Here is a 14,577-nt window from a genome sequence, read left to right as displayed (position 1 = left end):
CGAAGTCCCTTTCTTAGCCAGTTTGTTCATCTTTCAATTTCTGATCTTCCGCAATTAAATCTGCAGTTAACTGACCTGAAAGTGTAACCATTGGTACGCCACCACCTGGATGTGTTGAACCACCTACAAAGTACAGATTATCAATTAGTGAACTTCTAGATGGTATTTTAAAACCGCCGTTCACTTTACGATCCGTTGCTACACCATAGATAGAGCCACCGTTAGAACCATATAAACTCTTAATATCATCTGGAATGAACTGATATTCGAATTCAATTGATTCGCGAAGACCTGTCATACCCATTCGTTCTAATTTATCTAGGACGATTTCACGGTATCTACCGCGATGTTTCTCAAAGCTCTCACCAGGCTCTAAAGGAGGAACATGTGTTAAGACAAAGAGATTTTCTTTTCCAGCCGGTGCCTGAGTTGGGTCAGATTTTGATGAGACACCAATATAGACAGTTGGGTCGTCAGCAGGGACGCCTTCATCAAATATTTGTTTGAATTCTAGCTCGGGATCTTTCGAGAAGAAAAAGTTGTGGTGTTGAAGGTGATCAAACGTCTTATTTACACCTAGTAACAACACAAGGCCCGAAACGGTAGGAGTATATTTTTTCAATTCATCTTTCACTTTTTCAGCCCCAGGTTCTCCTTTAAGAAGCGTCTCGTGGGCAGGGATGCCTTCAAGATTACTAACGATTAAGTCTGCCTCCATCATCGTCCCATTCGCAAGTTTTACACCAGCTGCTTTTTTGTTTACGGTGAGAATCTCAGCGACCTCTGTATTGACTTGTACGTCCACACCTAGCTCATCAAGTAGCTTAAGCATTCCTTCTGCTATGTTATACATACCGCCTTCAACATAATAAATACCAAGGCCAAGCTGCACATAAACTAGTTGTGAAAGAATGGCAGGGGAATGATAAGGTGATGAGCCAATATACATAATAAAGAAGTTAAAGAGCTGCTGAAGATGTTTATCATCAAGATATTTTTCCGTTGCCTGATTCATTGATTTCATAGGGTTCATTGTGAGAAGGTCTTTAAATGAATGCAGTTTTTGCAAATCTTGAATGCCTGATAAGCTTTTTTTGTAAAAGCTTTTTAAGCTTAAATCGAACATCGTTTTGCAATAATCTAAATAGGAGAGGAAGTTGGAATAATCTTTTTCTGAGCGCTTATGTACTTCAGATAACATAACAGCAATATCACTTGTTACATCAATCTGGGCGCCATCTTCGAAGAAAGTTCTCCATTGAGGTTCAATACGTTTAATGGTCATATAATCGTTTACATTTCGGTTTGCGCTTTTGAATAGCTTCTCAAGGACCCACGGCATTGTTAGAATGGAAGGACCGGTATCGAATTTAAACCCCTGGCCGGAACGTTTGTTTAATTTGCCGCCAGCGCGCTCATTTTTTTCCAGTATGGTAACCTGATGTCCATCGGCTGCCAGACGAATAGCTGCCGAAAGACCTCCGAGTCCAGCGCCAATAACGATTGTTTTTTTGCTCATTCCATCTCCTCCTTCATCGAATTAACTTCAAGCGTCGACATTTATACACTGTAATTGTATAGTGTGGGTATAACCTTTGTAAAGGAATCATAACGCTGTTACAGTGTATAATAGGTTTCCTGACATAATAATTACCTAATCTTGGATATGTTAAACAATTTTGAAACGAGGAATGTGTATGCAGGTCATCCACTTATCGATCGTAGGGTTAATCTTAGTGAATATTTTTGCCTGGCTGATCATTCATGTTTCTATCTCTTATATTTGCCTTCGGTTGCCAGATTCCTTTTATGAATCTAAAAAATCAATGTTACAAAATAAGAAATGGGAACTGAAAGTGTATGATCGTATCCAGATAAAGAAGTGGAAAACAATACTACCTGATGGGGGAGATGTGTTTAAAGGAGGATTTCGGAAGAAAGAACTCAAAACGCTCACTTCTTCTTATATAAGGAAATTTATCTTAGAGACAAGACGTGCAGAGGTGACTCATTGGCTTCTCATACCACCTTCATTCTTGTTTTTCTTATGGAATCCTTTGAGTATTGGTTTAGTAATGGTTGGGTATTCTTTAATAGTTAATCTTCCATTTATTCTTATACAAAGGTACAATCGACTCAGGTTAAAACCATTATTACATCGACAGTTGAAAAAAGAGCAGCGCAGGGGGAATTCCATTGGAACACTTGGGGTTTGATCAAACCGAAAAAAGAAAGAACGAACATATTGATATTTGTCTAACGGAAGACGTGGAAGGACAGGGACTTACGACGGGGTTAGAAAAATATCGTTTTAAGCATAATCCACTACCAGAAATTGATTATAATGAAGTCGATATTTCCACTCAATTTCTTAATAAGAAATTGAAGACGCCATTTCTGATCAGTTCAATGACGGGGGGTACAGAGCGATCTTGGGAGATTAATAAACGTCTTGCCAAAGCTGCTGAAGCACATGGTTGGGCGCTTGGTGTAGGCTCAATGCGTGCAGCTATTCAAGAATCGAAATCCGCTTATTCATTCGACGTAAGAAAACATGCACCAACCATTCCTATACTAGCTAATATTGGAGCTGTTCAACTCAATTATGGTTTTACAGTAGAAGAGTGTAAGAGAGCGATTGACTTCATTCAAGCTGATGCGCTTCTGCTTCATTTAAATCCATTACAAGAAGTATTCCAACCTGAGGGTGATACAAATTTCCAAGATTTAATCGATAAAATTCGAGAAGTAGCAAAAGCGATCCCTGTTCCACTCGGTATTAAAGAGGTTGGCATGGGAATCGATGCGAAGAGTGCTCAGCGTCTTATAAGTGCAGGTGCCAGTTTTATTGATGTTGCTGGAGCGGGTGGAACATCCTGGATTCAAGTTGAAAGTTTTCGTTCCCATCAAACATTAAGACAACAAGCTGCCGAAGCTTTTCAAGATTGGGGTAATCCGACAGCTGATTGTATTATTGATGTAAGGAAACAGCATCCCGATGTCCCGATGGTTGCAAGTGGCGGACTAAAAAATGGTGTAGATGCAGCTAAAGCTATTGCTCTCGGTGCGGATGTGTCTGGATTTGGTAGGGCATTACTTGAAAATGCGGTAGATGATAGTGAAGAAGCGCTATCAGATCAATTAAAGCGAATTGAGTTCGAATTACGAACGGCTATGTTTGGAATTGGAGCTGCATCGATCAATAGATTAAAATACAATAGCGCATTAAAAAAGAAATAGTCAGAGCACTGAGCTCTGGCTTTTTTGTATGAATAAGTTAAGGAACGATGTTCAATTTGTCTTATTTAACCCATATGGCACCATTGAATTCGAGCAACTCCACTTGCTCATATGAATGAGGAATCAACATTATCGGTTCCCGTAGTATAGGTCGTTCTCTAGAGAGCAAACTAGAGCTTAAGGAGGGCGACGCTAATGGCCTGGTTATCCATTTTTCCGTTTATCGTTGTCATTATCATTGCGATGAAAACAAAACTAGTGATCCCAGGATTAACGGCGGGTTTGCTAACAGCATCATTTATATACAAACCTGGATTGATCATTGGTTTACAACAGTTCTATGAATTTATAATGACTGGTTTGAAAGATGAAAATAATGTTAAAATCGTCCTTTTTCTATATATGTTTACGGGCTTAATCGGATTGATGAAATATACTGGTGGGATAAAAGGATTTGTTCAAGTTGCCTCATCCAAAATCAACTCAAAAAAAGGAGCGTTATTTCTGACGTGGGTGTCAACGCTAGGAACATTTAGTGCTCCTAGTTTCCGCATTGTAACGGTAGCCCCAATCATGAAAGCTCTTTTAAATAAAGTGAAAATCACTCCTCAGGAGCTTGGATTTGTGATAGAAACGACAGCAACACCAGTCATTGTCTTAATGCCAATTGCTACCGCTTTTGTCGGCTATATGTCATCTGTTGTGCAGCTTTCACTTAAGGCGGAAGGTATTGAAGGAGATGGCTATCGTTACTTCCTTCAAAGTATCCCTTATAACTTTTTTTCGATTAGTATTTTATTGATTGGCTTTTATTTGAGTTTTTTCCATCATCGAAAAACGCCTGCTACAGACGCAGGTAATGTGGAAAAAAAGCTTGATGATCAATGGGAAGATTGTCATCCAGCAGTGGCGAAGGATCTTCCTACGAAACCGATGAATTTATTAATACCTCTTGGAGGAGTTATTCTCCTAACACTTCTTCTCACATATTGGAGTGGTTATCAGAAGGGGTTTACTTCTTTAATCAAGGCGTTTATTGAAGCAGATGTGCTCGACGCGATGGTCTTTGCACTTCTCACTACAGTACTTTTAACGTTCGTTTTCTATTTATTTCAACGTTTTTCTTTAAAGGACCTTGTTACTTATTTTATCGAAGGGGGTAATGAGATGATGCCGGTCATCGTCTTGCTTACTGTTGTTTGGGGCTTAGCAGCTTCAACAGAAGCTCTTGGCTTCTCATCTTTTGTTACCTCAAACCTTGATTGGATTCCTACTTTATTTGTACCACCAGTCTTATTTCTCGTTGGTGCGTTTATTTCATACTTTATTGGCTCATCATGGGGCACATGGGGAATTTTAATGCCGCTTGGTATTTCATTAGGGTATTCTACAGGAGCAGATCTCCCTGTTGTCATTGGAGCTGTGTTTGCGAGTGGGACATTTGGCGCATTTGCTTCTCCGCTAAGTGACAATACGAATACAGTTGCGAGGATCTTGCAGTTGAATCCTATGACATATGCGAAATTTAAGCTTGGCCCAGCTTTATTAGCGGCGGGATTAACTGCAGCTGGCTACTTTGTTATCTCTTTTGTAATATAATTATTTTTATGAGTACTTTTGTATTGACATCCGTTTTAAAACCATTTATTATTGGGACTAACTTAATAATCCTTTGTTTAAAGGATCTTCTTATTCAGAGAGGTGGAGGGACTGGCCCTTAGATACCTCGGCAACGGACCTATGAACTTGTGTTCAATTGGAACCGTGCTAATTCCTGCGACGAAAGTCGAAAAATGAGAAGAGGCTCGGTCTATCCAAACCCTCTTCTGTTCGAGCAGATGAGGGTTTTTTTATGCACCCTCATTTGGAAATATGTTTTAGTAGAGGGAGAGACTGATATTGCATACACTAATGGATAACGAAGCAAGAAAACAACAGCTTATTAAGACCCTTCTCTCACAAGGGATATATAAGAAGGGTGAAAAGCAACTTTATATGTTATCACTAAATGAATTAGAAAACATATATGCTCGATCAAATAAAACCATACAGAGAAAAGGAAACGGAGTGGTCACAGTGGAACAAGCAACATTTGCAGCAGGGTGCTTTTGGGGAGTAGAAGCGCTATTTCAACAATTGAACGGTGTTATTTCAACTTCAGCAGGGTTTACAGGAGGAGAGACGATTAATCCAACTTATGAAGATGTTTATTCTGAATTAACAGGCCATGCCGAATCTGTCCAAGTTGAATATGATCCTTCGCTCATTACTTATGAAGAACTTATAGAAGTTTTCTTTGAAAATCATAATCCAACCTCTTTAAATAAACAAGGAGAAGATGTCGGAACACGCTACCGCTCAGCGATTTTTTACCATTCAAATGAGCAGGCAGAAATAGCATTGATTGCGAAAGAAAAACTCGAGCGATCCGGACGCTTCAAAAAACCAGTTGTGACGCAAATTGTACCAATCACTTCATTCTATCGAGCAGATGAATATCATCAAAGCTATCTTGCAAAGCGTGGACAGTCTTCTTGCAAAATTTCATAATAGAAAAAAGCCTTCCCTCATCGTCATGAGGGAAGGCCTTTTTTAGTTAATCACCTTGATTGACACCTATTTGGTCAATATAGACTTTTCCTTTCTCTGATTCATTAAATTCAAATGTAAGAGCATTCATCTTCTTCGGATTAAAGGCATCGTTTGCTTCTAAGAATTGCTGCATCGGGATATTAAAGGTTTGGAGAACCGGTTCAGTAGGTTCACCATAACGTCCTTCTTCGAAGTATTTTGTTTTTGTGTGTAGAATAGGAAGAACACCTTGCAACTGCATGACGTCACTCAGCTTAACACTAGCGGACGCTCCGTTATCTGAACTAGCCGTGATTGTGAAATCAACAGGTTGCTGGTCAGATGGATCTGAAAGGTTTGCTGCTGTGAATGTTAATGAACTGTTCATTGTATAAGCAAATGGATCCTGAAGGGCTTTCTTGAAATTTAATTTGTACGTGCCGTTCTTTGAATAGGAATGATCCCATTTCAAAAAGACCCCATGAGTACCTCTTTCTTTATCGCGTCGAAATTCAAGCTCTCCTTCATACCATTGCAGCAAGCTATTAGCCTCTATGGTGATATAAGGAGAAGTTGTTGTTGTGACATCAACGTCCTCCTCAAAAGTGCTATAGATATGATACGAAGGATCTTCGTATTTACTAATGTATGTTGTATCAGGTAGCCATTCGAGAGCATAGCGATAATCCTCAAACATCGGTTGATAAGACTCATTTTGATGAAGCGTCGCTTCAAGAAATCCAGCAACATATGTGCGGGCTATTTGTCGTTGTTCAGTGCCTTTAAGAAGAGGCTCTTTATTTAATAAAAGCGTGAAAGGGAAATACGTATCGTTTTCTCCCCACGTTGTGTTAAATTGTCCGTGATTGGCGCGATCAATATAAAGGGCTGCTTTCATAGCTTCTTTTCTGCCAGTTAAATCAATCCCATTATACTGTCGGTCGCCTTCGAATTCCGATAAATCACTATCATAAGAACCTTGAAGCAATAAATAATTGACATCATCCACTTCGATTTTTCGATCTGAAAGTGTTTGATAATCCGTCGGTGCAAGTGCGATAACAGATTCAATATTATAATGGAAATCAAAAGTCATGTTTCCGTTATTTGGATAACGATCAAGGTCATTGAATTTTGCTGCTAAAATGGCAGCTTGACCACCGCGAGAATGACCTATTAAAGCAATTTGATCCATATTCACTTTGTTGAATAATGGATTATCTTTTTGAGACGATAATTTCTCCATTTCTTCAATATGTTTAAGCAGCAACCAGGCGCGTCCATTAATGTCTCCTGCGAGGCCTCCAGACCATGATGAATTGAAGAAGTTCTCATCTACTGATACTGTTAAAAAGCCACGACTAGCGAGTAACTCTCCTAAATAATTGTAGCCTTCATCTGAGAAGTCCTCCATCTTATGGTTTCCATGGACAATAAGGACAAGGGGGAAAGACCCTTGTCCTTTGGGCACCCATACACGTCCATTTAGTGGCACATTGGTGTCTTTAAAGCCCCAGAACCACTCACGTTCTTTGGACCATTCTCCAATCATACTTGAAGCGTTAACTGACATCGTTTGAATATCAACTTGCTCTCCAAATTCAGGACGTTGCTTATCCTTACCACTTCCATATGTATAAGTAGTTACATCAAATGAGCCGTATTCTGAAGGGTTATCACTAACAGGTGAGAGCGGCTCTACATTAATAGAGAGACGATCATTCATCAAACCAGGTGTGAATAACCAGTATGAAAAAGCAGACGTTGCTAAAATACCAAACAGTAGCATGATCATAGACATTGGCTTTTTGATCCCTTTAGAAAGAGGGTATCCGAACATGGCGCCAAGGATGATACCGACTGCAATTAAAAGATAGGAGAGCGGAAGGATGTTCTCTAATTGACGAAATTGATCTAATGTATAAATGGTTATAGCAAGCGAGACTCCAATACTTGCAATGAGAAGAGAGGGTAATCTTTTGAAATGCTCTACGAACCATGTACCAATCTTAACGGTGAGTAGTGTACTGACAACTGCTATTAATAGGAAAAGAATAATGTCCATTATTTGACCCAGTCCAGTATGAAAATCAAACCCAATCGAAAAGATTAGCAGCATTGTCATAAAAAGAGCGCCGTAAGAAGCTCCTTTCCACATGGTTTTAAAGAAGGATTGTAATGGTTGAGTAAAAGAAATCAATAAATGCTTTAATTTATTTCGTTTGTGTGTATTTTTACGCGTTTTTTCAAATTCAGGTTCGTGTTCCACGCTAATCCTCCATTTCTTATCCTGCTGATTTCATTATAGCAAATAGGAAATGAGGAAGAATGCTAAATCTAAGAATGCCTCAATTGAATAAGTAGTGGCTCGATGACTCTAGCACAGATTTCGTTCATTTAATTGTAAAAAATGATCGTTGCATAGTATTTGCTTCTCCTTTGTATAAGTCGTACAATAGGAATTAAGAATTAATGTGAAATATTTCACAAACGTATGTTTGTTGTGAAACTAAAGGTGGGGGATTAGGTGAAGAACGAACTTAAAGCGTATGCTTCAGGTTTTAAAATCACACACTTGTTCATGATTTTAGGTGCTCTTATTATTGGCGCATCCATTATTGTACAGGCTTTTCTTACAGTAGAAATAGTGAATCGGGTATTTATTGAGAGACTAGCATATTCAGAAATTTCACCGTATCTCATTGGCTTACTGATTGTCATGGCGCTACGCCCTTGCGTATCTTATTTAATGGGAAAAGCAGGCGTAAATATGGCCACTATTGTGAAACAAAGAATAAGAGAAGCGCTTTTGAATAAATTTTCTCGAGACGCACTTTTAACGTCTTACCAGGGTAAATCTGGACAGAAAGTGAGCGTTTTACTAGATGCGGTGGATGAGATTGATTCCTATTATAGTCAATACATTCCACAAGTGTTTAAAACGGCGGTTATTCCTTTTTTTATTCTAATCGCAGTTTCAACTCAGCATATTGAAACAGGGCTAATAATGATCGTGACGGCTCCATTCATTCCACTCTTTTATATTATTATCGGCATTCGTACTCAGAAAAAATCCGAGGAGAAGCTAGAGCAAATGACCGTTTTTTCTGGTCGTTTTCTTGATACAATTCAGGGTTTGACTACGTTAAACTTGTTTCGTCAATCGAAGAAATATCGCTCGATAATGGAAGAAAGTAGCTTGAATTATCGAGATGCAACGCTCGAAGTTCTTAAGGTTGCGTTTGTCTCATCCCTTATGCTTGAGCTTATTTCAATGTTAAGCATTGGGATTATCGCTCTTGAGATTGGTCTTCGTCTCATTGTGTTTAATAGCATGTCTTTTGCTACAGCCTTTTTCCTTCTCATGCTTGCTCCTGAGTTCTATCTTTCCCTAAAGGAACTAGGCAGTGCTTTTCATACTGGTAGAGGTAGCATGAGTGCAATGAAAAAGGTAAGTGAAGAACTTCATCGTGAAAGTGACGAAATGAAATGGGGAGATCGATTACTTGAAACGAAGGAGAGGCCACCACTGTTAGCGTTTAAGAACGTTTCCTATCGCTATCAGGAGAGTGGATTTGGATTATCCTCTATTGATCTAACTATTAAACCTTATAGCAATACGGCCGTGATTGGTCGGAGTGGATCTGGAAAATCGACGCTTTTGAATTTGCTTGGTGGATTGCTTCCACCTCAAGAAGGTGTTATTACCGCCGACGAAATTCCCCTAACAAGTTTAGATGAAGAAAGCTGGTTTTCAAAGATAAGCTTTATATCACAAAACCCGTATTTGTTTACTGGAACGATCGCTGAAAATATCGCGATTGGATCAAAAAGTACGGATAAAATACAAATAGAAGCGGCGGCTGAGAAAGCTGGTATTTCCTCGTTTATTGCTTCTCTTGAAAATGGTTTTGAGACGGTTATTGGTGAGTCCGGAAGAGGGATATCCGGAGGAGAGAAGCAGAGAATTGCGCTTGCTCGAGCATTTATAAAACAACCAGAGATTATTTTATTTGATGAACCAACAACGGGACTTGATTTATATACAGAGAAAGTTCTTCACACTTCGATCAAAGAGCTATCAAAAAACGCAACAATGATTACTGTAGCACACCGTATCCATACAATACGAAATGCCGATCATATTATACTACTTGATAAGGGAAACTTGATCGCGGAAGGAACCGATGAATCGCTTTATGCTTCAAGTGAGTTGTATCGTGATATGGTTGATACGCAGAAGGGGGAGGTCACATTATGAGAGAGCTAGCATTTGTATGGCGTGAGATGCTGACAGAGAAACGGGATATCCTCCTCTCGATATTATTTGGTTTTATTGCGGGAATAACAGCTGTTGCCTTGTTTGCTTCTAGCGGCTATTTAATTTCGAAGGCAGCCTTATCGTTACCTGTGTTTGCATTAGCGATTTTAACAGCTGTTGTGAAATTTTTTGGACTTGCACGCGCAGCTGGACGCTACTTTGAAAGGATATATTCTCATCGCGCGACGTTTTCCATTTTAAGCAACATGCGCGTCTCATTTTATAAAAAGCTTGAGCCAATAGCGGCAGGGTTGTCACAGCGATATCGCAGTGGAGATTTGCTAGGTAGAATTGTAGGAGATATTGATCGACTGCAGCATTTTTACCTTCGCGTTTTTTATCCACCTATTGTTTTTATTCTCATATTCCTTGTTACGATTTGGTTTACGCTATTCTATTCTTTCGAAATTGCACTTCTAATGTTACTTGGAGTGATTTTTACAGGGATTGTGATTCCGGGTTACTTTGCGTGGAGTATTCGAAAAAAGGATCGAAAGGTTCGTTCAAGTAGAGGAGAATTTGCTGCTGATTCAGCTGAGTTTTTCGCTGGTTATCGTGATTTGAAAATCATGAGTGAGGTTGAAGGAAAGAAAAGCGATCTTAGAACAAAATCCAACGACTATGGGATTGCTCAAAGCAAAGAAGGAAAAGAAGAAGTGCTTCATCAAGCTGTTAATTCATTTGTTTCTTTATTTGTAACCTGGAGTGTTATTGGGGTCGGTTCATATCTTGTTACAACGGGAGAACTAGATGGCGTGTTTCTTGCCATGCTTGTCCTGATCTCTTTAACGTCCTTTGAGAACGCAGTGCCATTGGCTATCATGCCTGCTTATTTGCAAGATAGCATAGTAGCTTCGAAAAGATTGTCATCTGTAGAAGGGAAGCCATGGGTGGAAGAGAAAGAAAAGTTGGATCTTCCGAAAAAGAAAGCTTTTTCTCTATCGGCAAGAAATGTCACTTTTTCTTATCCAAAGGAAATAAGAAAGTCATTAACTAATGTAACGGTTCATATTCCAGCAGGAGGAAAAACGGCTATTGTTGGACCAAGTGGTTCTGGAAAATCGACTCTTTTACAACTTTTCTTAAAGTTCTTTGAGGGAAGTGGCACATTAGAGATGAATGATCGTTCCATTCAATCGCTTTCCGAAGAGAATATCTGGAGCGAGACGAATGTCGTCCTGCAACAAAATCATTTCTTTTCAGGTACGATTCGTGATAATTTGCTCCTAGCCGGAGAGTCATTATCCGATGAAAAGTTAATGAAAAGTCTTCAAGCTGTCCAGCTAGAACACTTTTCTCTCGATTATAGCGTGCACGAAAAAGGATCGAACCTTTCTGGTGGCGAGCAACAGCGCCTCGCTATCGCTCGTTCCTTCTTAAAGGGTAAACGAGTCTGGTTATTAGATGAACCGACTTCCTCAGTCGACCTTCTTACTGAAAGGTCAATTCTCAAGCATCTTTTTGAACAAGCGAAAGAGGATACACTTCTATTGGTCAGTCATCGGTTAAACAATCTTGAACAAATGGATCAAATTATCGTAATGGATTCAGGTCAAATCGTAGAAAGTGGTACGTATAAAGAATTGATGAAAATGAAGGGCTATTTCTATCAAATGAGAGAAATAGAGAAAAGTGTCCTTCTTTAATATTGATGGAGTCTCATCTTCCAATCGCTTACTGAAAAGAAAATAGCGATTGGAAGTTTTTTTGTTGACTTTTTTAATGGACATTTTTGATTTGTGGATCAATAGAGAATCGTCTTTGGAACTAATGCTATGACAAAAAGAAGGGGGAAGTCTTCTTTATATGGAATTTTATAGGGATGATCTAAAAAGGAGGGGATTTGTTGTTAAACAACGTGAGTGTGTAACCGTGAAAGTACCTAATATGAAACAAGCGCTAGCCTTTTGTACGAAAGTTTTGGATTTCGAGTTAACAAAAGAGGATGGCCCTAAAATTGTAAGCCTTGTTCATGAAAACATACCAATTGTCTTAGAAGAGAAAGCGGTTCAAACTGATAGTAAAAACGTGCTACTCGGAATTCCATCTTCTAGCATTCTTCAGGATCATTTTGATCCAAGCGCCTTAGCGATAGTTGAATATAGTTAGGATAGATAAAACACCTACTACCATATACGATCACATGTACGATATACTAATAGCTAGCGTATTTTTTTGAGAGAGGAATGTTACCTTTGGCAGCTGTTTGTATTATCGCCGAAAAGCCAGATCAGGGAACGCGTCTTGCCGCCCCTTATCCAACCGAAAAAAAACAAGGATATCTCTATATTAAACCTAATCCTGATTTTCCTGATGGAGCCTATATGACTTGGGCTGTTGGACACTTGTGTGAACTCGTTCCACCTGAAACATACGAATCTTCATGGAAGAAGTGGTCTCTTCAAACCCTTCCGATTATTCCGACACAATTTCAATATCAGGTAACGAAAGGAAAATGGAAACAGTTTAATGTCATTAAAGAACTCGTTAACAAAAAAGAAGTCGGATCTATTATTCACGCGGGTGATGCTGGGAGAGAGGGTGAACTCATCGTCCGTACGATTTTGAATCAGGCTCGTTGCAAGAAACCAATGAAGCGACTTTGGATTTCTTCATTAACAGAACGTGCAGTAAAAGAAGGATTTCAATCACTGTTAGAAGAAACAGAAACGCGTAATCTTTATTTCGAGGCTTATGCAAGATCTTGTGCAGATTGGGTCGTAGGAATTAACGCCTCACGCGTGTATACACTTCTTTTTAAACAAAAAGGGTTACAGGATGTTTTTTCTGCAGGAAGGGTTCAAACGCCTACGCTAGCATTAGTCGTTCAACGAGAGAAAGAGATTGCGAACTTTAATTCAGAGCCTTTTTGGGAAGTGAAGGGTACATTTGATTACAATGGAAAAATGATTGTTGGAAAATGGATTAAAGAAGATCAAACGAGACTTGAGTCGCCCGAAATGGCCCAAGCCATTGCTCAATTTTGTGAAAATAAGGACTGTTTAGCGAGTGAGGTTAAGAAAGAACGGAAGCAGTACAAAGCTCCCTTCTTGTATCAACTATCATCTCTTCAGTCTACTGCCAACAAGCGTTATAAATTTTCACCAAAAAAAACATTGGATATTGCTCAGAAGCTTTACACAAAGGGGAACATTTCTTATCCAAGAAGTGATTCTAGCTTTGTCACCAAGGATGAAGCAGCAGAATTCCCTTCGATTTTATCAAAGCTTCAGAAGCAGCGAGCTTATCAAGAGTATTTTCCACTAAAACGTGACTCGCTCTTAACGGACAAGCGATTTGTGAATGCTGCGAAAGTAAGTGATCACTACGCGATCATTCCAACAGAACAGGTGCCAAACCTGGATAAATTATCAGGTGATGAAGCTAAAATATATGATTTAATCGCACGAAGTTTACTAGCGGCGCACGAAGAGGCATCGATTGTCGATTATACAACTGTGCTCACCCTCGTTGATAATAGAGCCCTATTCCAATCAAAAGGACAGGTGCGAATTCAGGAAGGATGGCAACGAATTATCCCATCGAGTCAGAAGGATGAAGAGTTACCACCTATTGAAAAGAACGAACAAGGTAAAGTTGTATCTGTAGAAGTAACAGAAGGCAAAACACAGCCGCCAAAACGATTTACTGAAGGACAGCTTATTACAATGATGAAGACGGCCGGGAAGCATCTAGATGATGAATCTCTTGAGAAGATCTTGAAAGACACAGAAGGACTTGGGACTGAAGCGACTAGAGCGGGAATCATCACAATGCTCAAAGATCGCAAATACATCGATGTTGTAAAAAACCAGGTATTTGCAACGGAAAAAGGCATGTTATTGATCGATTCGATCGGAAATGCCGTTCTTTCAAGTCCTGAAATGACAGCGAAATGGGAGCAGCGGCTAAAACAAATTGGAAGTGGCGAGGCATCTCCACAAGCGTTCATGGAGTCTGTGAAGAAACTTGCAGCAAAGCTAACTTCCGATGCAGTTGAATCTTCTGCATCATGGGATTTAAAAGATATTAAGATAGAAGCACAGCCATCCAAAAAATCACTAGGAAAAAAGATTGGCACATGCCCACTTTGCGGTTCTTACGTACTGGATAAGGGGAAATTATTTGGGTGTAGTAGTTATGCTAAAACCAGTTGCCCGTTTACAATCTCCAAACGAATTCTTGGGAAACCTATTTCGCAAACCAACGCTAAAAAAATTCTAACTGAAGGAAAATCCAATGTAATCAAAGGATTGAAAAGTAAAAAAGGGACGTTTGATGCCGCGCTTGTATGGAGCCCAGATGAGAAAAAACTAACATTTGAATTTGAAAAGAAGTAACTTAAAGCATGCCTTTCATAGGGGCATGCTTTTTTTGAACTCATTTTCTCACCTGACAAACTCTTTATCAGGATGGTAACCAAGTTGTGCTTGTTAATACGTTAT

At 39.3% G+C, this 14,577-nt stretch carries 10 protein-coding genes and 1 riboswitch; of the genes, 8 read left to right on the top strand and 2 right to left on the bottom strand.

What is annotated here, in order from left to right:
* Window positions 1–13 precede the first annotated feature (13 nt).
* Window positions 14–1,519 (bottom strand): phytoene desaturase family protein, encoded by a 1,506-nt coding sequence (locus ABVF21_RS01360; RefSeq protein ID WP_371017323.1) that lies wholly within the window; start codon window positions 1,517–1,519, stop codon window positions 14–16.
* 178 nt (window positions 1,520–1,697) lie between these two features.
* Here ABVF21_RS01360 and ABVF21_RS01355 point away from each other — a divergent pair, with 178 nt between their 5' ends.
* From ABVF21_RS01355 to msrA, 4 genes are all read left to right on the top strand, one after another.
* Window positions 1,698–2,216, top strand: a complete 519-nt coding sequence (locus ABVF21_RS01355; protein WP_303531574.1) for a glycosyl-4,4'-diaponeurosporenoate acyltransferase — start codon at window positions 1,698–1,700, stop codon at window positions 2,214–2,216.
* Complete coding sequence (gene fni, locus ABVF21_RS01350; RefSeq protein ID WP_226613046.1) at window positions 2,197–3,240, top strand: type 2 isopentenyl-diphosphate Delta-isomerase; 1,044 nt, start codon at window positions 2,197–2,199, stop codon at window positions 3,238–3,240. Before ABVF21_RS01355 ends, fni begins: the two co-directional genes overlap by 20 nt.
* Before the next feature lie 195 nt (window positions 3,241–3,435).
* Complete coding sequence (locus tag ABVF21_RS01345; RefSeq protein ID WP_371017322.1) at window positions 3,436–4,839, top strand: Na+/H+ antiporter NhaC family protein; 1,404 nt, start codon at window positions 3,436–3,438, stop codon at window positions 4,837–4,839.
* A gap of 87 nt (window positions 4,840–4,926) precedes the next feature.
* Window positions 4,927–5,040, top strand: a riboswitch (SAM riboswitch).
* A gap of 99 nt (window positions 5,041–5,139) precedes the next feature.
* Complete coding sequence (msrA, locus tag ABVF21_RS01340; protein ID WP_194221613.1) at window positions 5,140–5,790, top strand: peptide-methionine (S)-S-oxide reductase MsrA; 651 nt, start codon at window positions 5,140–5,142, stop codon at window positions 5,788–5,790.
* A gap of 46 nt (window positions 5,791–5,836) precedes the next feature.
* Here msrA and ABVF21_RS01335 read toward each other — a convergent pair whose 3' ends face one another.
* Entirely contained in the window at window positions 5,837–8,080 is a 2,244-nt protein-coding gene (locus ABVF21_RS01335; protein WP_371017321.1) for a hypothetical protein, read from the bottom strand.
* Between the two features lie 258 nt (window positions 8,081–8,338).
* Between ABVF21_RS01335 and cydD the strand changes: the two genes are divergently transcribed.
* From cydD to ABVF21_RS01315, 4 genes are all read left to right on the top strand, one after another.
* Window positions 8,339–10,072 (top strand): thiol reductant ABC exporter subunit CydD, encoded by a 1,734-nt coding sequence (cydD, locus tag ABVF21_RS01330; protein ID WP_371017320.1) that lies wholly within the window; start codon window positions 8,339–8,341, stop codon window positions 10,070–10,072.
* The gene (gene cydC / locus ABVF21_RS01325; protein ID WP_371017319.1) at window positions 10,069–11,778 is read left to right on the top strand and encodes a thiol reductant ABC exporter subunit CydC; all 1,710 of its coding nucleotides are present in this window, start codon (window positions 10,069–10,071) and stop codon (window positions 11,776–11,778) included. Before cydD ends, cydC begins: the two co-directional genes overlap by 4 nt.
* A gap of 160 nt (window positions 11,779–11,938) precedes the next feature.
* A complete protein-coding gene (locus tag ABVF21_RS01320; RefSeq protein ID WP_303531591.1) occupies window positions 11,939–12,241 on the top strand; it encodes a hypothetical protein in 303 nt (100 codons plus the stop codon).
* Window positions 12,242–12,327: 86 nt separating this feature from the next.
* A complete protein-coding gene (locus tag ABVF21_RS01315; protein WP_371017318.1) occupies window positions 12,328–14,472 on the top strand; it encodes a DNA topoisomerase III in 2,145 nt (714 codons plus the stop codon).
* Window positions 14,473–14,577 lie beyond the last annotated feature (105 nt).

The organism is Pseudalkalibacillus sp. JSM 102089, assembly GCF_041366475.1.
In the GTDB taxonomy this organism is placed as follows: domain Bacteria; phylum Bacillota; class Bacilli; order Bacillales; family Guptibacillaceae; genus Guptibacillus; species Guptibacillus hwajinpoensis_B.
The sequence above is the reverse complement of the archived record's forward strand: the minus strand, read 5'-3'. Positions and strand labels throughout refer to the sequence as shown.